17 protein-coding genes are annotated in these 18,884 nt (G+C 69.3%); 4 read left to right on the top strand and 13 right to left on the bottom strand.

What is annotated here, in order from left to right; all coding sequences use genetic code 11:
- Window positions 1-119 precede the first annotated feature (119 nt).
- The 8 genes from dapD to rpmH all read right to left on the bottom strand — a co-directional run bounded on the left by dapD (window position 120) and on the right by rpmH (window position 6,641).
- Window positions 120-962 carry a 2,3,4,5-tetrahydropyridine-2,6-dicarboxylate N-succinyltransferase gene (gene dapD / locus SLNSH_RS05220; protein ID WP_106335607.1) on the bottom strand — a complete coding sequence of 281 codons (843 nt, stop codon included), beginning with the start codon at window positions 960-962 and terminating at the stop codon, window positions 120-122.
- A 66-nt stretch (window positions 963-1,028) separates the two neighbouring features.
- Entirely contained in the window at window positions 1,029-1,775 is a 747-nt protein-coding gene (locus SLNSH_RS05215) for a pyrimidine 5'-nucleotidase (RefSeq protein ID WP_106335606.1), read from the bottom strand.
- A 216-nt stretch (window positions 1,776-1,991) separates the two neighbouring features.
- Window positions 1,992-2,882: an acetylglutamate kinase gene (gene argB / locus SLNSH_RS05210; RefSeq protein ID WP_106335605.1), complete on the bottom strand. Its 891-nt coding sequence runs from the start codon at window positions 2,880-2,882 to the stop codon at window positions 1,992-1,994.
- A 70-nt stretch (window positions 2,883-2,952) separates the two neighbouring features.
- Window positions 2,953-3,318, bottom strand: coding sequence for a DUF423 domain-containing protein (locus SLNSH_RS05205; RefSeq protein WP_106335604.1), 366 nt, complete (start codon window positions 3,316-3,318; stop codon window positions 2,953-2,955).
- Window positions 3,315-4,016, bottom strand: a complete 702-nt coding sequence (yihA, locus tag SLNSH_RS05200) for a ribosome biogenesis GTP-binding protein YihA/YsxC (RefSeq protein WP_106335603.1) — start codon at window positions 4,014-4,016, stop codon at window positions 3,315-3,317. The genes SLNSH_RS05205 and yihA overlap by 4 nt, the downstream gene beginning before the upstream one ends.
- A gap of 118 nt (window positions 4,017-4,134) precedes the next feature.
- Window positions 4,135-5,994 (bottom strand): membrane protein insertase YidC, encoded by a 1,860-nt coding sequence (gene yidC / locus SLNSH_RS05195; RefSeq protein WP_106335602.1) that lies wholly within the window; start codon window positions 5,992-5,994, stop codon window positions 4,135-4,137.
- Entirely contained in the window at window positions 5,984-6,481 is a 498-nt protein-coding gene (gene rnpA, locus SLNSH_RS05190; protein WP_106335601.1) for a ribonuclease P protein component, read from the bottom strand. The genes yidC and rnpA overlap by 11 nt, the downstream gene beginning before the upstream one ends.
- 25 nt (window positions 6,482-6,506) lie before the next feature.
- On the bottom strand, window positions 6,507-6,641 hold the full coding sequence (gene rpmH / locus SLNSH_RS05185) for a 50S ribosomal protein L34 (protein WP_106335600.1): 135 nt from the start codon (window positions 6,639-6,641) through the stop codon (window positions 6,507-6,509).
- A gap of 379 nt (window positions 6,642-7,020) precedes the next feature.
- Here rpmH and SLNSH_RS05180 point away from each other — a divergent pair, with 379 nt between their 5' ends.
- Window positions 7,021-8,448 (top strand): dihydrolipoyl dehydrogenase family protein, encoded by a 1,428-nt coding sequence (locus SLNSH_RS05180; protein WP_245422061.1) that lies wholly within the window; start codon window positions 7,021-7,023, stop codon window positions 8,446-8,448.
- 150 nt (window positions 8,449-8,598) lie between these two features.
- A complete protein-coding gene (locus SLNSH_RS05175) occupies window positions 8,599-10,068 on the top strand; it encodes a sensor histidine kinase (RefSeq protein ID WP_106335599.1) in 1,470 nt (489 codons plus the stop codon).
- Between the two features lie 81 nt (window positions 10,069-10,149).
- Here SLNSH_RS05175 and SLNSH_RS05170 read toward each other — a convergent pair whose 3' ends face one another.
- Together SLNSH_RS05170 and SLNSH_RS05165 are read right to left on the bottom strand one after the other, a co-directional pair.
- The gene (locus SLNSH_RS05170) at window positions 10,150-13,239 is read right to left on the bottom strand and encodes an efflux RND transporter permease subunit (protein WP_106335598.1); all 3,090 of its coding nucleotides are present in this window, start codon (window positions 13,237-13,239) and stop codon (window positions 10,150-10,152) included.
- A 10-nt stretch (window positions 13,240-13,249) separates the two neighbouring features.
- Entirely contained in the window at window positions 13,250-14,368 is a 1,119-nt protein-coding gene (locus tag SLNSH_RS05165; protein ID WP_106335597.1) for an efflux RND transporter periplasmic adaptor subunit, read from the bottom strand.
- A 159-nt stretch (window positions 14,369-14,527) separates the two neighbouring features.
- Here SLNSH_RS05165 and SLNSH_RS05160 point away from each other — a divergent pair, with 159 nt between their 5' ends.
- A complete protein-coding gene (locus tag SLNSH_RS05160) occupies window positions 14,528-15,118 on the top strand; it encodes a TetR/AcrR family transcriptional regulator (RefSeq protein WP_106335596.1) in 591 nt (196 codons plus the stop codon).
- 249 nt (window positions 15,119-15,367) lie between these two features.
- On the opposite strand, the gene SLNSH_RS05155 is transcribed toward SLNSH_RS05160, so the two are convergent.
- Window positions 15,368-15,727 carry a hypothetical protein gene (locus SLNSH_RS05155; RefSeq protein ID WP_196240213.1) on the bottom strand — a complete coding sequence of 120 codons (360 nt, stop codon included), beginning with the start codon at window positions 15,725-15,727 and terminating at the stop codon, window positions 15,368-15,370.
- 254 nt (window positions 15,728-15,981) lie between these two features.
- On the opposite strand from SLNSH_RS05155, the gene treZ reads away from it, so the two are divergent.
- On the top strand, window positions 15,982-17,820 hold the full coding sequence (gene treZ, locus SLNSH_RS05150) for a malto-oligosyltrehalose trehalohydrolase (protein ID WP_106335674.1): 1,839 nt from the start codon (window positions 15,982-15,984) through the stop codon (window positions 17,818-17,820).
- Here the strand turns inward: treZ and SLNSH_RS05145 are convergent.
- The gene (locus tag SLNSH_RS05145) at window positions 17,810-18,085 is read right to left on the bottom strand and encodes a hypothetical protein (RefSeq protein ID WP_106335595.1); all 276 of its coding nucleotides are present in this window, start codon (window positions 18,083-18,085) and stop codon (window positions 17,810-17,812) included. The genes treZ and SLNSH_RS05145 overlap by 11 nt on opposite strands.
- Window positions 18,082-18,744, bottom strand: coding sequence for a nucleotide-binding protein (locus tag SLNSH_RS05140; protein ID WP_106335594.1), 663 nt, complete (start codon window positions 18,742-18,744; stop codon window positions 18,082-18,084). The genes SLNSH_RS05145 and SLNSH_RS05140 overlap by 4 nt, the downstream gene beginning before the upstream one ends.
- Between the last annotated feature and the right edge of the window lie 140 nt (window positions 18,745-18,884).

Below are 18,884 nucleotides of genomic sequence, written 5' to 3'. Positions count from 1 at the left end.
GCTTGCTTCAAAGGCCGGCCTGGCCTTCCGGCGTGCGTCAGGAGACTCGCGCCCGGTCCCCCTGGATCCCCTTCCCGGCGCTGCGCGCCGCCGGGGATGACGGCGTCGAGGATTCGGCCTCAGTCCCGCAGCAACTCGTTGATGCTGGTCTTCGACCGGGTCTGGGCGTCGACCTTCTTGACGATCACGGCGCAGTAGAGCGACGGGCCGGGTTCGCCGTTCGGCAGTGGCTTGCCGGGCAGGTTGCCCGAGACCACCACCGAGTAGGGCGGCACCTTGCCGACATGGACCTGCCCGGTCTCGCGGTCCACGATCTTGGTGGAGGCGCCGATGAACACGCCCATGGAGATCACCGAGCCCTCGCCGACCACCACGCCCTCGACCACCTCGGAGCGCGCGCCGACGAAGCAGTTGTCCTCGATGATGGTCGGGCCGGCCTGCAGCGGCTCCAGAACGCCGCCGATGCCGACGCCGCCCGAGAGGTGCACGTTCTTGCCGATCTGGGCGCAGGAGCCGACCGTGGCCCAGGTGTCCACCATCGTGCCGCTGTCCACATAGGCCCCGATGTTCACGAAGGAGGGCATCAGCACGACGCCGGGAGCGATGAACGCGCCGGCGCGGACCACGCAGTTGGGCACCGCCCGGAAGCCGGCCTTGCCGAAGGCGGCGGCGTCCCAGTTGTCGAACTTGGACGGGACCTTGTCCCACCAGGCCGCGGCGCCAGGGCCGTTCTTGATGATGGCGTTGTCGTTGAGGCGGAACGAGAGCAGCACCGCCTTCTTCAGCCACTGGTTCACCACCCAGCCGTCGGCGCCCTTCTCGGCCACGCGGGCCTGGCCGCTGTCGAGCATCGCGAGCGCCTGCTCCACGGCCTCTCGGACCTCCCCCTTGGTGGCGGGGCCGAGCTCGGCCCGGTTCTCCCAGGCGGCGTCGATGGTGGCGGCGAGATGGGCGTGCGACATGGCGGGATCCGGCTGTTGAGGCGAGGGTCGCGCGTCCTTAGCAACGCGCGCCGCCCCTGTCATCCGTCACGCGCCGTCTCGCGTCTCCGCCGCCTCGCGCAGGGGCGTGTTGGTCCGCAGGAAGTCGGCCAGCGCCTTCGTGGTGTGGTGCACGTAGGGGGCGTCCACGGCCGTCTGCTCGTGCGCCTCCCGGTGCGGGTCGAACGTCTTGGGCAGCACCAGCACGGTCGTCATGCCCAGCGCGGCCGGCACCACGAGGTTCTTGGCCAGGTCCTCGAACATGGCGGACTTCGCGGGATCCACGCCATGGAGGTCCAGGAACTTCTCGTAGGTCCGCGCCTCCGGCTTCGGCACGAAGTCGGCGGCCACGATGTCGAAGATCTCCTCGAAGTGGTCGCGGATGCCAAGCTTGGTCGCCACGTTCTCGGCGTGCTGGCGCGACCCGTTGGTGAGGATGAGCTTGCGCCCGGGCAGCTTCTCGATGGCCTCGCCCAGGTCAGGGTCGGGATCGAGCAGCGACAGGTCGATCTGGTGGGCGAAATCCAGGAAGTCGGCCGGTTCGATGGCGTGCTCGTCCATCAGGCCCTTCAGGGTCGTCCCGTAGCGCGTGTAATAGTACTTCTGCAGCGCCCGGGCCGAGAGCCCGTCCAGGCCGAACATCTCCGCCAGGAACAGCGTGATGCGCTGGTCCACCTGCGGCCACAGCTGGGCGTGCGCCGGATAAAGCGTGTTGTCGAGATCGAAGATCCAGGTTTCGACATGGTCGAAGCCCGGACGCGCCGCGGGAGGCGGCGGGGGGACGTGACGTGTCATAGGACGATCGAACCTCGCATGTCGCCGCGACCAGAATGTGGCGAAAGGGGTTCAGTGTCCCGCCGAGAGGTTAAGGCTTTCGGTGGAGGGGCGGTTCCCGCCGTCTTTGCGAGGAGCGCAGCGACGAAGCAATCCAGGGGCCTCAGGCGCAACTGTCGTCAGCCTTGACGCCCTTCCGCCCTGGATCGCTTCGCTGCGCTCGCGATGACGACCGACCTACCGCCGGATCAGCGTTCCGGCGCCATGGTCTGTCAGCAGTTCCAGCAGCACCGCGTGCGGCACCTTGCCGTCGAGGATCACGACCCCCTCCACGCCCTGCTCCAGGGCATAGATGCAGGTCTCGACCTTGGGAATCATGCCGGCCGTGATGGTCCCGTCCGCGATCAGCGCGCGGCACTGGTCGATGGTCAGCTCCTTGATCAGGTTCTTGTTCTTGTCGAGCACGCCCGGCACGTCTGTGAGCAGCAGCAGGCGCTTGGCCCTCAGCGCGCCCGCGATGGCGCCCGCGAAGGTGTCCGCGTTGACGTTGTAGGTCTGGCCGTCCGAGCCGTTGGCGACCGGCGCCAGCACCGGGATCACCTCGCGGCCGAGCAGCGCCTCCAGGACCGTCTTGTCGACGGTCTCGGGCTCGCCCACGAAGCCCAGGTCCACATGCTTCTCGATGTGGCTTTCCGGGTCCACGACCGTGCGGGTCACCTTGCGGGCGGTGACCATGTTGCCGTCCTTCCCGCACAGCCCGATGGCGCGGCCGCCCTCGTTGTTGATGAAGCCGACGATCTGCTTGTTGATGAGGCCGGCCAGCACCATCTCGACCACCTCGACGGTGGCCTTGTCGGTCACGCGCAGGCCCGCCGCGAACTCGCTCTTGATGCCGAGCCGGTTCAGCATGGCCCCGATCTGCGGCCCGCCGCCGTGCACCACCACGGGGTTCACGCCCGACTGCTCGAGCAGGATCATGTCCTTGGCGAAGTCGCGGGCCACCTGCTCGTCGCCCATGGCGTGGCCGCCGTACTTCACCACGACCGTCGCCTCGTCGTAGCGCAGCATATGCGGCAGCGCCTGGACGAGGATTTCGGCCTGGAGGTGGGGATCGTTGCTGTCGGTCATGGCGGCGCTCGTCGCTGGGCTGTTGCTGGCCAAGCCTTCTAAGGCGCCGCGCCCGGAAGGCAAATCGCTTTCAGCGCCGTCCGAAGGCGGCCGCGCCGGCCAGCAGGAGCCACCCGCCGATCATCAGGAAGCCGCCCGTGGGCGCGCCCATCGGGACCGGGCGCCAGTTGGCCAGGGCGCCTGCCGCCAGCGTGCCCGAGAAGGCGAACGCCCCGAGCGCGATCGCTGCGCCTGCGGCCAGGACAAGGCGGCGGGGGAGGGCGGTCAGCTCCGCCGCCACGGCGATGCCCACCAACGCCGGGGCATGGAACAGGAGAATTTGCGCGGCCGTGGCGAGGTTCGGCCCGCCCAGGTGCGCAGACGCTGCCGCCAGCGCCACGCCCGCCGCCCCGTAAAGCCCGGCGAGGGCCAGCAGGACCCGGGAGGCCGTCTTCAAGCCGCGAATTCCGACAGGTCGAGCGCCCCGCGCTCCGCGAGCAGCTTGGCGACGGCGGCGCGCAGCTCGCCGATGCCCTCCGCGGCGCGGCTCGAGGTCACCACGACCTCCGGATAGGCGGCTGGCCGGCGCTTCAGTGCGTCCAGCGTCTCGGCGACCCGCTTCTCGGCCTCGCCCTTCTTGAGCTCGTCCACCTTGGTCAGCACGATCTGGTAGGACACGGCCGACTTGTCGAGCAGGTCCATGATCTCGTTGTCCGCCGCCTTGAGGCCGTGCCGCGAGTCGACCAGCACGAAGACCCGCGCCAGCGTGGCCCGGCCGCGCAGGTAGTCGTGGATCAGGCCCGTCCAGGCCTGCACCTTTTGTTTCGAAACGGCCGCGTAGCCATAGCCGGGCATGTCCACCAGCGTGAAGCGGCCATTCACGTCGAAGAAGTTGAGCTCCTGCGTGCGCCCGGGCGTGTGCGACGTGCGCGCCAGCGCCTTGCGGCCGGTGAGCGCGTTGATGAGGCTCGACTTGCCGACGTTGGAACGGCCCGCGAAGGCTATCTCGAGCGTGCCCATGGGGGGCAACTTGCCGCTCGGCGCCGCAGCCCAGAAGAAGCCCGCCTCGCCGGCGAACAGCTTCCGCCCGGCCTCCGCGAGGACGGGGTCGAGAGCGGAGGGAGCAGAAGCTGAGGGGAGGGCGTCGGCCGTCATGTCGTGGTCGCCTGCCGTTGCGCCGTCATGGCGAGGAGCGGAGCGACGAAGCAATCCAGGGGCGTCACGCTCGTGCCCGGATGGCTTCGCCTTCGGCTCGCCAAGACGGCGGAGGACGTCAGGCCGGCTTGCCGGCCTTGGTGTCCGACTTCGCCGCGGGGGGCTTGGCCGGCGTCTTGCGGAACACGTTGCGCATGTTGTCCCACAGCTCCACCTTCACGCCCTGGCGCTTCATGATGGCGTACTGCTGCAGCACCGACAGCGTGTTGTTCCACGACCAGTAGATCACCAGGCCGGCCGGGAAGGACGCCAGCAGGTAGGTGAAGAACACCGGCATCCACGTGAACATGGTCTTCTGGACCGGGTCCGCCGGCTCCGGGTTCATCTTCATCTGGACGAACATGGTGACGCCCATGATGAGCGGCCAAACACCGATCATCAGCACGTGCGGCGGCTCCCACGGGATCAGCCCGAACAGGTTGAAGACGGAGGTGGGGTCCGGCGCGGAAAGGTCCTTGATCCACCCGAAGAACGGCGCGTGCCGCATCTCGATGGTGATGAACAGCACCTTGTAGAGCGAGAAGAACACCGGGATCTGGATCACCACGGGCAGGCAGCCCGCCACGGGATTGATCTTCTCCCGCTTGTAGAGCTCCATAATCTCTTGTTGCTGCTTGACCTTGTCGTCCGGGTACTGCTCGCGCAGCGCCTGCATCTGCGGCTGGACGGCCTTCATCTTCGCCATCGAGGCGTAGCTCTTGTTGGCGAGCGGGAAGAAGATGCCCTTCACGATCACGGTCACCGCCAGGATGGCGATGCCGAAGTTGCCCACCAGCTTGTAGATGGCGTCCAGCAGCTTGAACATGGGCTGGGTGATGAAGAAGAACCATCCCCAGTCGATCAGCAGCTTGAACTTCTCGATCCCGAGCGAGTCCTGGTAGCCGTTGATCGTGTTCACTTCCTTGGCGCCCACGAAGAGGCGCGTCGTCACCGAGGCGGGCGTTCCGGCCTGCACCGTCGCCGGCTGCTGGGTGATCACCGTCTGGAAGCTGTGCGGGGCGGTGGCCGGCTGCGACACGGAGTAAGTCGCCGTGTAGGGCGTCTTTTGGTCCGGGACGAGCGCCGCGGCCCAGTACTTGTCCGTGATGCCGACCCAGCCGCCGGTGGACTGCGGGAAGGTGCGCCCCTTCTCGGTGGCCGAGAGCTGGGGATCCTTCTCCATCTTGTCGTAGGTGATCTCCTGGAGGCCCTGGTCGCCGACCACGCCGACGAGGCCCTCATGCAGGATGTAGTAGCCTTGGGTGTGCGGCTTGCCGATGCGGCGTACGAAGCCATAGGGCGTCAGAGACGCCGAAGCTCCGTCCTTGGCCTCCACGCTGTCCGTGATGGTCAGCATGTAGGTGTTGTCGATGGCGATCACGCGCTTGAACAGGAGGCCCTTGCCGTTGTCCCAGGTGAGGGTGACGGGCTTGTCCTCGGTGAGCGTCTGAGAGTCCGCCGTCCAGACGGTGGAGGGCAGGGGCACGTCCGTGGATGCGCCGGCCGCTGGCAGCCAGCCGAGGCGGGCGAAATAGCCTTCCGGTCCGTTGGCCGGCGAGAACACCACGATGTTCGGGCTCTTGGGGTCGACCGTCTCGTGGTAGTCCTTCAGCGCAATGTCGTCGACGTCGCCGCCACGCAGGTTGATCGAGCCGTGCACGCGCTTGGTGTCGATGGTGACGCGCGGCGAAGCCGCGATGGCCGCCTCCCGAGAGGCCGCGATGGCCGGGTTGGCCAGGCTCTCCGACGGAGGCGTGTTGCTCTGCGGGCTCGCGGACGGAATGGGCCCGGGCTTGCCGCTCTCCGACGCCACCTTCGCGTTCTGGGCCGCGTCCTGGCGGGCCTTGTCCATGGTGGGCACGCCGAAGAAGACGTTCCAGCCGATGAGCACCGCCAGCGACAGGGCGATCGCGAGAAAGAAGTTCTTGTTATCCTGCATGGCTCTGCGGATCTCTCGGAAGCGGGGGCGGCGCGTCGGCTGCGCGCGTGTCTTGCCGGGGTTCGGCGTGGCGCCGCGCGTCGGGGCGGCGCGGGCCTTTGCCGCGCGGCCTGTCCAGGCCTGCGACGGCGTCGGCGATATCAGTGATCAGAGTCGGAAATTGAGCCGACAGGATGTCGCGGCGGGCCACCACCACGAAATCGTGTCGGTCCTTGCCGGCGAGCGCGTCGGGGCGGTCCTCGGCCAAGCGCAGAAGCGCCGCGCGCAGCCGTCGCCGCACGCGGTTGCGCTCCGTGGCGGTGCCCACTTTGCGGCTCACCGTCAGACCGAAACGGGGACCGGCGCCGTCGCCGGCCTCCGGCGCGCGCTCGATCCCCTGCAACGTCAGTCTCGGCGTATGGAACCGTCGCCCCTTGGCGGCGGCGAGATAATCCGCGCGCCTCGTCAGTCGTCCCGGAAGGCTCCGGTCCTGCGAGGTCTCGGTCATGGCGGGCGCGCTCGCGCGCTCCCGCTCAGGCCGAGAGGCGCTTGCGGCCGCGGGCGCGGCGAGCGGCGATGACCTTCGCGCCGCCCTTGGTGGCCATGCGGGCGCGGAAGCCGTGGCGGCGCTTGCGCACCAGCTTGCTGGGTTGATAGGTCCGCTTCACGGGTGTTCTCCGTTCCGGCCCATCCCTGAAGAGGGCCCGGGCCTGTCAGTCTGGCGTCGAAACGATCTGTCCGGCGGTCTTCCGCCGGATCCGTCTTCCGACATGTGTGGTGACGCTCGAAAGCTCGCGGGCTTATGGCGGATGGCTGCCTGAAAGTCAACGCGCCGCATGGCCCCGGGCGCGTCGGCGGTGGACGGCTGTCGGGGCGGCCCGGCCGAGGCCCGCCGGGCGTATCCAGGCCGCGCAGATGCGCGACCCGCAGCATGCTCGCACGGGTTGACGGCTTTCGGGAATCGAACCCTCATGCGGGGCCACGCCGCTTCGGCCTGCATGCGGGCGCATGCGTGCAGCCGAAGGCAGTTTCTCGGAAGCGATTTCCATGGCCGACGACGTTCTGAAGCCGGACCTCTGCGTCATCGGGGCCGGGGTCGCCGGCCTGTCGGTCGCGTCCACGGCCGCCGCCCTGGGCGCCTCGGTCGTTCTTGTCGAACACGCCCGCATGGGAGGAGCGCTCGTGGGCGGCGCAGTCGCCGCGCTGGCCTTGCGCGCCTCGGCCGAGGCCGCGGAAGCGTTCCGGCGGGCCACGCCGTTCGGGATCGCGGCCGCCAAGCCGCGTGTGGACTGGCCGCGCGTCCGGACACACGCCGAGCACGTTGTCGGCGCGGCCGCCGGCGATCTTTCGGAAGCGCGCTGCCGCGCCCTGGGCGTGCGCGTCCTGCGCGGCGAGCCGCGCTTCGTCAGCCCGCTCACGGCGTTGCTGGGCGATCACACGATCCAGCCGCGCCGCTTCGTCCTGGCCGTCGGCTCATCGCCGGCCGCGCCGGATCTCCCCGGCCTCGCCGACACGCCCTTTCTCACGCCGGAAGCCGTCTCCGATCTGCCGGCCCGCCCGGAGCGCCTGATCGTGCTCGGCGGCGAGCCGGTTGCGGTCGAGCTGGCCCAGGCGCTGCGGCGGCTGGGCTCCGAGGTGGCCGTGGCGGCCCCTGGCCGCATCCTCGAGCGCTTCGACCCTGAACTCGTCGCAGCCCTGGCCGCAGCCTTGCGGCGCGAAGGCGTCGACATCCGCGAAATCGCTCCGGCGCGCGGCGTCTCCGGCGGCCCGGACGGCGTGCGGGTGGAGCTTCAGACAGGCGAGGTCCTGACGGGCTCGCACCTGCTGGTCGCGGCCGGCCGCCGCGTCGTTACGGAGGGGCTGGATCTCGACAAGGCGGGCGTCGAGGCGGACGCCTCCGGCATCCTGGTCGATCGCCGCCTGCGCACGGCCAACAAGCGCGTCTTCGCGATCGGCGACTGCGCCGGCGGCCCCCATGCGGGCGACCGCTGCGCCCATGTGGCCGCCCATCATGCGGCCGTGGTGATCCGCAACGCCCTGTTCCGCTGGCCCGCCAGGGTGGAGACGAGGGCCCTCCCGCTGGCGGTGCGGACGTCCCCCGCCCTCGCCACGGTCGGCCTGAGCGAGGCCCAGGCGCTCGAAACGCGCCGAGCCGTCCGCATCCTCCGCTGGCCCTATGCCGAAAGCGATCGCGCCCGGGCCGAACGCTTGACCGAGGGCGAGATCAAAGTCATCACGGACAAGTCGGGCGTCATCCTCGGCGCGTCCATCGTCGGGGCCCGGGCGGACGAGTTGATCACGACCTGGACCCTGGCGGTGAAAAAGGGCCTCTCCGTTGCCGATCTCCGCGATCTCGTCGTGCCTTATCCGACGTTCTCCGAGATCGGCCAGCGCGCGGCGGCGTCCTTTGACGCGCCCCGCGCCCGCAGCCCATGGCTGCGCCGCGCGGTGGCCCTGCTGCGCCGTCTTGGCTGAGAACGGCCGCGCCGGGCGAGCATCCTGCGCCAGGTCAGGCGCGAAAGGTCAGGCTTTCGTCACGATCCAAAACCTAAGGTTGTGCGTACCCTGTCCGCTCGCAGGGGCAGGGGAGGCGAGTTCCATGCCAGTGGGGACTGGTCGGGCGCCATGATCCAGCGCCAGCACGAGAAGGCCGCATCGCGCAGGGCCCGGCTTCGACCCGGGCTTTCCGAGCGGCTGCTCGTGCTGACCGTGCTGTTCGTGATGCTGGCCGAGGTGCTCATCTACGTCCCGTCCGTCGCCAACTTCCGCCGCAACTGGCTGAACGACCGCATCGGCGCGGCCCAGATCGCCGCGCTGGTGCTCGACGCCGCTCCCGCCGGGGCCGTGCCCCTGCCGCTCAGCATGAGCCTGCTGCAGCAGGTCGGCGCCGTGTCGGTGGCCGTGCGCTCCGGCGGGGCGCGCCGGCTCCTGGCGGCCTCCGACATGCCGCCCGCCGTGGCGCTCGACGTGGACCTGCGCACGAGCGACTACGCCACCATGATCCGCGGCGCCTTCTCGACCCTTCTGGCGACGGAGCCGCGCTTCATCCGCGTGGTCGGCGCCGGCATGGGCGACGTGGAGTTCGTCGAGATCGTCCTGGACGAGACGCCCCTGCGCCAGGCGATGCTCGCCTTCTCCGGCCGGATCCTGGTGCTGTCCCTTGTGATCTCGGGCATCACGGCCATTCTGGTCTATGCCACACTGCTTCGCCTCATCGTGCGCCCGGTGCGCCGGCTGACCTCGAGCATCGTGGCTTTCCAGCAGGAGCCCGAGCGCGCCGGTCGCATCGTGCAGCCATCCGGGCGGTCGGACGAGATCGGGGTCGCCGAACGCGCGCTCGCCAAGATGCAGGCGAGCCTCGCGGACGAGTTGCGCCAGAAGAAGCACCTGGCGGCGCTCGGCCTGGCCGTCAGCAAGATCAATCACGACCTGCGCAACCTGCTGTCCGCCGCGCAGCTGTTCTCCGACCGCCTCAGCGCTCTGAGCGACCCGGCCGCGCAGCGCCTCGCGCCCCGGTTGATCGCGACCCTGGACCGCGCCATCGGCTTTTGCCAATCGACCCTGGCCTATGGCCGCGCCGCCGAGCGCAACCCCAGCCCCGAGCCCGTCGACCTGCGCGACCTGGCCCAGGAAACCGCCGAGCTGCTCGGCCTGGGCGACGGCGGCGGCCTCGGCTTCGACAACGCCGTGCCGCCGGGTCTGGCGGTTCACGCCGACCGCGAGCAGCTGTCGCGCATGCTGCTCAACCTCGCCCGCAACGCCGTCCAGGCGCTGCACGGCCAGCCCGACGGCCGGGTGACCATCCGGGCCGTCCGGGAGCGCGGGTTGGTGATGATCGAGGTGGCGGACAACGGCCCGGGCGTGCCCGCCAAGGCGCGGGACAAGCTGTTCCAGGCTTTCGCCGGCTCCGGGCGGCCCGGCGGGACGGGGCTCGGCCTCGCCATCGCGGCCGAGTTGGCGGGCCTGCACGAGGGCTCGGTCGAACTCGCCACCGAGGGCCCCGGAGCCGTCTTCCGCATCACGCTGCCCGACCGCGCCGCTCCTCCCTCTCCCGCCGTGCGGGAGAGGGGCCGGGGTGAGGGCCGCCGGGCGTAGGGCGACAATCCAGGCAGACCGCAAAGAAAAAGGGCCGGCTCCCGCGCGGCCGGCCCTTCTCCAATCCTCCCTCCGCGCAGCCTACTCCGCGGCCAGCGCCGGCCGGTGCGGCGTCTCGGCGGCCTTCGCGGGCGCCTCCGCCCGGCGGTCGCGGGCGATGAGGGTGTAGAACATCGGCACCACGAAGAGCGTGAAGATCGTTCCGATCGACATGCCGGACGCGATCACCAGCCCCATGGAGAAGCGGGCCGCCGCGCCCGCGCCGCTGGCGGTGAGCAGCGGCACGACGCCCAGCACCATGGCGGCCGTGGTCATCAGGATCGGCCGCAGGCGCACCTTGGCGGCCTCCTGGATGGCCTCGCGCACGGGCAAGCCGCGCTTCACCTGCAGCTCGTTCGCGAACTCCACCATCAGGATGCCGTGCTTGGTGATGAGTCCCACCAGCGTGATCAGCCCCACCTCCGTGTAGATGTTGAGCGTCGCCAAACCGGCGTTGAGGAACGCGATAGCGCCGAACATCGACAGCGGCACCGACATCATGATGATGAACGGGTCGCGGAAGCTCTCGAACTGCGCCGCCAGCACCAGGTAGATGACGATGATGGCGAGCCCGAACGCGAGCCCGATCGAGCTGCCCTCCTGCACCTCCAGGCGCGACTGGCCGGCGTAGTCCTCGTAGAAGCCCTGCGGCATCACCTGGGCGGCGATGGAGCGCAGGGTCGCGAGGCCCTCGCTGGTCGTGACGCCCGGAAGCGGCAGCGCCGAGATCGTGGCCGAGTTCAGCTGGTTGAACTGCTCGATCGCGGCGGGCGAGGGCCCCGTCTCGATCTTCACCACGGCCGAGAGCGGGACCATGGTCCCGTTCGACGCGCGCACATAGTACTGGCCCAGCCGCTCGGGGTTGAGCCGGTCCTCCTGCGCCACCTGGCTGACCACGTCGTAGGAGCGATTGTCCCGGTCGAACTTGGAGATCGTGCCGCCGCCCACAAGCGCCCCGAGCGTGGAGCCGATCTCGCTGATCGGAACGCCGAGGGTGGCCGCCCGGTCGCGGTCCACCGTGATGCGCGCGCGCGGCGTCTCGTAGCTCATCGAGTTCTGCACCACGATGAAGCGCCCGGACTGCATGGCCTTGAGGCGCACCTGCTCGGCGACCTCATAGGCCTGGGACGGGTCCCCGATGGTGCGCAGCGCGTACTGGATCGGCAGGCCGCCGCTCGTCCCCGGCAGCGCCGGCGGCGAGAAGATGAAGGCCTGCAGGCCGGCGTTCGCGTCCAGCAGGTTCTGGATGTCCTGCTTGATCAGCGCCGCCTTGCGCGGGCGCTCCTTCCAGGGCTTCAGCTTGAAGCCGATGAAGCCCGTGCCGCCGCCGTCCGTGCCGGCGATGGCGAAGGTGTCCTCGATCTCCGGGATCTTGTCCTTGGGTGGCGTCAGGAACGCCGAGGCGAAGCGCTGGGTGTAGTCGGAGGTGGCGTATTTGGGCGTGTTCACCAGGCCCAGGAACGCGCCCTGGTCCTCCTCGGGCGCGAGCTCCGAGGGCGTCTTCATGAACAGGAAGCCGGTCGTCGCCAGCATCGCGATGGCGATGATGAAGGTCACGGGCCGGTAGTCCAGCGAGCCCTTGAGCCGCCGGCCGTACCAGTTCTCAAGCTTGGTGAAGGTCCGGTCCACGAAGCCTGCGAAGCCGCCGTGCCCGCCGTGCGGCTTCAGGAGCCGCGACGACATCATGGGCGACAGCGTCACCGCCACGATGCCCGAGATCACCACAGCGCCCGCGAGCGTGAAGGCGAACTCCCGGAACAGCGTGCCCGTCAGCCCCTGGGTGAACCCGATGGGCGCGTACACGGCCGCGAGCGTGATCGTCATCGACACCACCGGGCCGAAGATCTCCTTCATGCCCACGATCGCGGCGTCGATGGGCTTCAGCCCCTCCTCGATGTGCCGGTGGATGTTCTCCACCACCACGATCGCGTCGTCCACCACGAGGCCGATGGCCAGCACCATGGCGAGCAGCGTCAGCAGGTTGATCGAGTAGTCCAGCACGAACAGGACGAAGCAGACGCCCACCATCGACAGCGGGATCGTCACGATCGGGATGATCACCGAGCGGAACGACCCCAGGAACAGCAGGATCACCAGGATGACGATCGCCGCGGCTTCCGCGATGGTCTTGAACACCTCCTCGATGGACGCCGAGATGAAGTTCGAGGCGTCGTAGACCACCTCCGCCGTCATGCCCTTGGGCAGGTTCGGCTTGATGTCCTCGATCTCCTTGGTGACCTGCTTGGCCACTGAGAGCGGGTTCGCGGCCGGCGTCGGCACGATGCCGATGAAGGTGCCCTCCCGGCCGTTGAAGCTCACTTTGGTGTCGGTGCTCTTCGGCCCGAGCTCCACCCGCGCCACGTCGCGCAGGCGCACCACCTGGTCCCCGTTTGTGCGGATCGGCAGCGCCCCGAAGGTCTCGGGCGTCTGCAGCGTCGTCTGCATCTCGATGGAGTAGGCGACGTACTCGTTCTGCGTCTTGCCGGGCGCGGCCAGGAAGTTGCTGGCCCGGATGGCGGCCACCACGTCGCTCGCGGTCGCGTTGCGCGACGCGAGCTTGATCGGGTCGATCCAGACGCGCATGGAGAAGTCGCGCCCGCCCAGGATGTCGGCGGAGCCGACGCCCTCCAGGGTGGCGAAGCGCGGCTGCACCACGCGGGTCAGGAATTCCGACACCTGCTCCGGGTTCATCTCGGAGCTGCCGAACGTGATGTACATCAGCGCGAAGGTCTGGCCCGTGCCCTTCACGACCACGGGGTCCTCGGCGTCGGTCGGCAGCTGCGCGCGCACCTGCTGCACCTTGGCGGTGACCTCGGTGAGGGCCGCGTTCGGGTCCGTGTTCAGCCGCATGCGCACCGAGACCGTGCTGAGGCCCAGCCGGCTCTGGGTGGTGACGTAGTCCACGCCTTCGGCGCTCGACACCGCCTTGGCGATGGGGGTCGAAATGAAGCCCTGGATCAGGTCCGCGCTCGCGCCCGTGTAGGTGGTCGTGATGGTGATCGTGGTCTCGTCGATCTTCGGGTACTGCCGCACCTGAAGGCTCATCAGACCCTGTGCGCCGAGCAGCAGGATCATCAGGCTCACCACCATGGCCAGCACGGGCCGGCGGATGAAGAGTTCGGTGAAACTCATGGCCGCCCCCTTACCGCCCGGAGGCCAGCTGGGTGATGTCGATCGTGTTGTCGATCCGCACCGGGGCGCCCGCCGTCAGCTTGTTCTGGCCGGAGGCCACGACCTTCTGGCCGGCCGCGACGCCGGAGACGATCTCCACCATCTTGCCTTCGCGCCGTCCGGCCTTGACGAACACCTGCTTGACGATCTGCTGGGTCTTCTCGCCGGCCTTCTGCTCCTCGATCGTGTACACGTAGTCGCCGTACAGGCTGGAGATCACCGCCGTCTGCGGCACGGACACGATGTTCGGCTCCTGCGGCAGCTCGATCCGCACGCGCAGGAACTGGCCGGGGATGATGCTCTCGTCCTTGTTGTCGTCGATCAGCGCCTGCACGGACACGAGCCGCGTCTGCGGGTCGACGCGCGGGTCGATGCCGATGATCTTGCCCACCTTGGACAGGTCGTTTTCGGTCACCCCGAACCGGACGGGCTGGCCCACCTTCACCTTGGAGATCATCTGCTCGGGAACCGTGAAGTCCACCTTCATGGACTGCAGGTTCTGGTAGGTCGCCACCACGGCGCCCGCCTGGAGATACTGGCCGGGGTTGATGCGCGGAATGCCGATCGTGCCGCTGAAGGGCGCCTTGAGGGCCTTCTGGTCGATCACCGCCTGGATGCGCTGCAGGCGCGACCGCGCGGTGGCCAGCTGGGCCGTGACCTGGTCGAAGGCCGCCTGCGTGTCGAAGCCGCGCTGGCGCAGCGCCGTCGAGCGCTCGAGGTTCGCCTCGCTGAGCTTCACGGCCGCCTGCGCGTCCACGAGGTCGGCGCGCTCGACCGAGTCGTCGAGCTGGACCACCAGGTCGCCTTCGTTGAAGTGCTGGTTGGCCTTGAAGCGGATCTCCTTGACCACGCCGCCCATCTCGACCGCGAGCTCGACGCCGTTCACGGCCCGGGCGCTGCCGATCGCCATGATGCCCGGCGTCCAGGTCGTCGCCTTGGCCTCGGCCGACGACACGGTCTGGGCGGGCCGCTGCATGTTGGCGAAGAACTGCGCGATCATCTTGTCGCGGAAGAAGTTGAACCAGACCAGTCCAGCGCACAGGCCGATGGCCAGGACGAAGACGAGGGTCACGACGAGGCGTCGCTTCATGGGGGGTCCGTTCAGTGGATCGGTTCTGCGCCGATTTGAGCTTGGAGTGCGACCTTCGCGCCTGTTCGCGGCGCTTGCATGACGGTCGAGGGCAGCTGTATAAACCGACCAGACGGTACAGTTCAAGGGGGCTAGCCCTCAATTGACGAAAGCAGCCCGATGATCCCGCCGCGCCGAACGCGCTCCAATTCGCGGGACCGTATTCTCGACGCCGCCTCGGAAATCGTCTGCGAGGTCGGGGCGGGCAAGCTGACCCTGGACGCCGTGGCCCAGCGCGCCGGCCTCAGCAAGGGTGGGCTCCTCTACAACTTCCCCAGCAAGGACGCGCTGCTCGCCGCGATGGTGGAGCGCATGATCGGCGAGGGTCGCGCCGAGAAGGAGGCTCTCCGCAGCCAAATCGCCGAGCGCCGCAACCTGGAGGCTCGTCTTGCGTGCGCCGTCTCGCTGAAGGTGCGAAGCGGGGCCGCCCAGGAGGTCGCCAGCGGCATGCTGGCGGCGCTCGCCGAAAACCCAGGCCTGCTCGACCCCGTCCGGTCCCTGATCGCGGACGAATGGCAGGCCATCAAGGCGACCTCGGAGGATCCGGACGCCGCCATGGTGGCCTGGCTCGCCGTGGAGGCGCTCGGCAGCCTCGACATGCACAGCCTAAGTCCTGTGAGCCCCCAGGACCGCGTGCGGATCGAAGCGGCAGTCAAGCGCCTGCTGGACTTCGGAATTCGCGAGGCGGGCGAGAGCGAAGAGACTCGTTGAGCAAGAGTCTCGTTGAGCAAGAGCCTGGTTGGGCCTGGGCGCCCCCAAAACGCAGCGCTCAAGCTTTCCAGCGGTCATCCCCGGCCGGAGCCGCGCAGCGGCGGAGGGGAAGGGGATCCAGAGCCATGCGCGCCTGGCCCCTGGATACCCTTCCCGCGCCTGCGGAGCGCCGGGGATGACGGCGCACACGATCCGCTACAAGCCAAGCCAGAGGCTAGCTGCAGATGACAGCGGAAGGGCGCTTCGCGCCTAGTTGGTCGCGCCTCGCCGGGTCAGGTCAATCACGGTCCTGGGCGGGACCGACACCTTGAAGCGGCGGGTCTTCTCCACCACCACGGTCCGAGGCGCCCCGGTGCGGGTCTCCACCGTGGCGGTCATGCGGTTCAGCCCAAGAGTGGGCTTGGCCTGCTTGGCTGCCTCGGCCACCAGCTTCGCCACTTGCGGGCGCACCTCGTCCGGCGGGAGCTCCATCAGGCCGGCCACGATGTCGGTCTGCTGGTCGACATCGTCCGTCAGTCCCTGGGCGGCGAACACGGCCTCCTCGAGCGTCGGCGGCTCGTGGCGTACGCGCAACGGGCGGGGGTCGCGGGGAAGGGCCTTGGGCGGCACGGGTCTCTCCATCGTCAGACCGGCGATATAAGGCTACACCTCTGCTTTGTGCACTGCAACAAGATCAGGGGTGCCCCGCGTTTTCAGCGGCGTCGCTGGTTGGCAGGGCTGATCTAGGACGCTTAACTCCTGATATTCGCAATCCGTGCCTTTCCGTATGAGAGACTTGGGGCTGCGGAACCCGGTCCGGAAGAGCGCATTAAGCCACGCTTGGCGCGGGGCGTTCCATGAGCAGCCAATACGATTCCCCAATGATGGCGAGGACGCGCGGCGCGGGGCCGCTCGCGGCCTGCTCCTTTCGCGATCTGCCGTTCGGCGCGCGCGTGACGCCTGACGGCGTCCGATTCCGGATTTGGGCTCCGAAGCAACCGAAACTGCGGCTCATTCTGGAGAACGCCGACCCGGTCCCCATGGTGGCGGAGCCGGGCGGGTGGCTGTCGGCCTTTGCGCCGGGCCTGCGGGCCGGAGCCCGGTACGGCTTCCTGACGGCGGACGGAACCCGCATCCCAGATCCGGCCTCCCGCTTCCAGCCTGAGGACGTTCATGGTCCAAGCGAGGTCGTCGATCCGGCCGCCTTCCGCTGGCGCGTCAACGACTGGACTGGCCGTCCTTGGGAGGACTGCGTCCTCTACGAGCTTCACGTCGGCGCCTTCACGCCCGAGGGCACGTTCCGTGCCGCCATCGGCAAGCTCGACCACGTCGCCCGCCTGGGCGCGACCGCGATCGAGCTGATGCCGGTGGGCGACTTCGGCGGCGTCCGCAACTGGGGCTACGACGGCGTCCTGCCCTATGCGCCGGATTCGGCCTATGGCCGCCCCGAGGACCTGAAGGCGCTGGTCGACGCCGCGCACGAGCGCGGCCTCATGGTCTTCCTCGACGTGATCTACAACCACTTCGGCCCGGACGGGAACTACCTGCCCCTCTACGCCCCCGTCTTCACCGACCGGCACAAGAGCCCTTGGGGCAAGGGCATCGACTATGACGGCCCCGACAGCCGTCCCATCCGCGACTTCGCCGTCGAGAACGCGCTCTACTGGCTCGAGGAGTACCGGTTCGACGGCCTGCGCCTCGACGCCGTCCACGCCATCATGGACGACAGCGGCGAGCACCTCCTGCACGAAATCGCCCGCCGCGTCAGGGAGGAGGTCACCGGCCGGCACATCCACCTGGTGCTGGAGAACGAGGAGAACACGCCGGACCTGCTCGTGCGCGACGAGACCCTGCGCCCTCGCTTTTTCACCGCCCAGTGGAACGACGACGTCCACCACGTGCTGCACACGGCCGTCATGGGCGAGTCCGCGGGCTACTACGCCGAATACGCCGGCGACGACGCCAAGCTGGCCCGCGCCCTCGCCGAAGGCTTCGCCTTCCAGGGCGAGATGATGAGCTACCGCGGCTCCGCCCGCGGCGCTCCCAGCGGCGCGCTGCCGCCCACCGCCTTCGTGGCCTTCCTGCAGAACCATGACCAGGTCGGCAACCGGGCCTTCGGCGACCGCATCGCCGCCTCCGCCCGGCCCGAGGCCGTGGAGGCCGCCATGGCGGTGGTTCTCCTCTCCCCCCAGATCCCCATGCTGTTCATGGGCGAGGAATGGGGAACGACGCGGCCTTTTCCTTTCTTCTGCGGCTTCGGCGAGGAGCTTGGCGAGGCGGTGCGCAAGGGCCGGCGCGAGGAGTTCGCCCGCTTCCCGGAGTTCCGCGACGAGTCGGCCCGCCGGCGCATCCCCGATCCGACGGCCGAGGCCACCTTCATCTCCGCCAAGCTCGACTGGGAGGCGCTTGAGGAGCCCGCGCACGCCCGGCGCCTGGAGTTCTACCGGCGCCTGCTCGCGCTGCGCCGCGAGCGCATCGTCCCGCGCCTGCGCGACATCAGGCGGGGAGGGCGCTCGCAGGCGCTCGGCCCCGGCGCGGTGGCCGTCGCCTGGGATCTCGCGGGAGGCGGCTCCCTGCGGCTGTTCGCCAACCTGAGCGCGGAGGGGCGCAAGGCGCCCGGCCTGCCCGCAGGCTCACCGCTCTTCGTGCAGGGCGAGGCCGCTGGGGGCCGCCTCGGCCCGTGGTCCGTCGCCTGGTGGCTGGAGGAGCCGGCTAGCCCTTAGCGGCCTTCAACTCCGCCACGGAGGGGTGCCCGTATTGCTTCAGGGCGGCGTCCACGCCCTCCATGATCACGTCGTGGATCTTCTGGTCTGTGACGTAGGCGATCTCGCGCAGCTTCAGATACACGGGCTTCGGCAGGTAGATGCTGGTGTGGATCACGTCCGGCCGCTCCTTGCGGGTCGGCGCGGCCTTCGCGGGCGGGACGGCCTTTGCGGGCGCCGTGGGCGCGAGTTTCAGCTCGCCGAGGATGGAGGGGCGCTTGCTCACGCGTTCAGTCCTTTCCGGGAAGGCTTGGCCTTCATCTTCTGGTCGACCCAGGACCACAGGGTGCGGATCTCCTCCGCAGCCTTGCCTTTGCCGGCGTATTCGGTGACGCCCAACCCGGTCGCCATGGCGTCCTGGTGGTCGGCGCGCAGGGCGAGCGGCGGATCCGCCAGCACGCCGAACTCGGAGAGCCCGCGCGCGGCTTCGGAGGCGCGCGTGCCGCGCCCCGCAGGGCACTGGTTGAGCACGAAGGCGAAGCGTTCGCGCATGCCGAGCCGCACCAGCGACTCCAGCGTCGGCAGGGTGGCCTGCAGGTCGAGCCGCGACGGCCGCGCCGGAACGAGGCACAGCGTCGCCGCCTTCATGGCGAGGTTGCCGCCCGTGTTCTCCACGCCCGCCGTGTCCAGGATGGCGAGGGTGAACCCCCGGTTCTTCAAGGCCTTCAGCACCTCGGGCAGGCGCGGCAGGTATTCCGGCCCCACCTGGTCCACCGCCACCGTATCCGTGCCGCGCGCGCCGCCCCAGCCGGCCAGCGATCCCTGCGCGTCGAGGTCGAGCGCCACCACGGTCTCTCCGGCCGCAGCGGCGGCGACCGCCAGCGAGGCCGCGATAGTTGTTTTTCCCGTTCCGCCCTTCTGGGTGACAAGCGTGATCGTCCGCACCGGACCCGGCCTCCTGATTCGCCAGGAGAAATTACGCCGCCGCGGCGCCGCGGCGCCACCGCGCCCCGCCGCTGTCCACCATCATGCGGCGCCGCTGTGGCGCCACGGACTCAGTGGATGGGGCTTCGGACCTATTTACC

This window comes from Alsobacter soli (assembly GCF_003004785.1).
GTDB classification, from domain to species: domain Bacteria; phylum Pseudomonadota; class Alphaproteobacteria; order Rhizobiales; family Beijerinckiaceae; genus Alsobacter; species Alsobacter soli.
This window is presented reverse-complemented; position numbering and strand designations above follow the sequence as displayed.

Coding starts and splice junctions, on each gene's coding strand:
- rnpA (WP_106335601.1), bottom strand. CDS start 6,481: ATGACCGAGACCTCGCAGGACCGGAGCCTTCCGGGACGACTGACGAGG.
- yihA (WP_106335603.1), bottom strand. CDS start 4,016: ATGACGGCCGACGCCCTCCCCTCAGCTTCTGCTCCCTCCGCTCTCGAC.
- dapD (WP_106335607.1), bottom strand. CDS start 962: ATGTCGCACGCCCATCTCGCCGCCACCATCGACGCCGCCTGGGAGAAC.
- SLNSH_RS05165 (WP_106335597.1), bottom strand. CDS start 14,368: ATGAAGCGACGCCTCGTCGTGACCCTCGTCTTCGTCCTGGCCATCGGC.
- argB (WP_106335605.1), bottom strand. CDS start 2,882: ATGACCGACAGCAACGATCCCCACCTCCAGGCCGAAATCCTCGTCCAG.
- SLNSH_RS05215 (WP_106335606.1), bottom strand. CDS start 1,775: ATGACACGTCACGTCCCCCCGCCGCCTCCCGCGGCGCGTCCGGGCTTC.
- SLNSH_RS05180 (WP_245422061.1), top strand. CDS start 7,021: ATGGCCGACGACGTTCTGAAGCCGGACCTCTGCGTCATCGGGGCCGGG.
- SLNSH_RS05170 (WP_106335598.1), bottom strand. CDS start 13,239: ATGAGTTTCACCGAACTCTTCATCCGCCGGCCCGTGCTGGCCATGGTG.
- SLNSH_RS05175 (WP_106335599.1), top strand. CDS start 8,599: ATGATCCAGCGCCAGCACGAGAAGGCCGCATCGCGCAGGGCCCGGCTT.
- treZ (WP_106335674.1), top strand. CDS start 15,982: ATGGCGAGGACGCGCGGCGCGGGGCCGCTCGCGGCCTGCTCCTTTCGC.
- yidC (WP_106335602.1), bottom strand. CDS start 5,994: ATGCAGGATAACAAGAACTTCTTTCTCGCGATCGCCCTGTCGCTGGCG.
- SLNSH_RS05160 (WP_106335596.1), top strand. CDS start 14,528: ATGATCCCGCCGCGCCGAACGCGCTCCAATTCGCGGGACCGTATTCTC.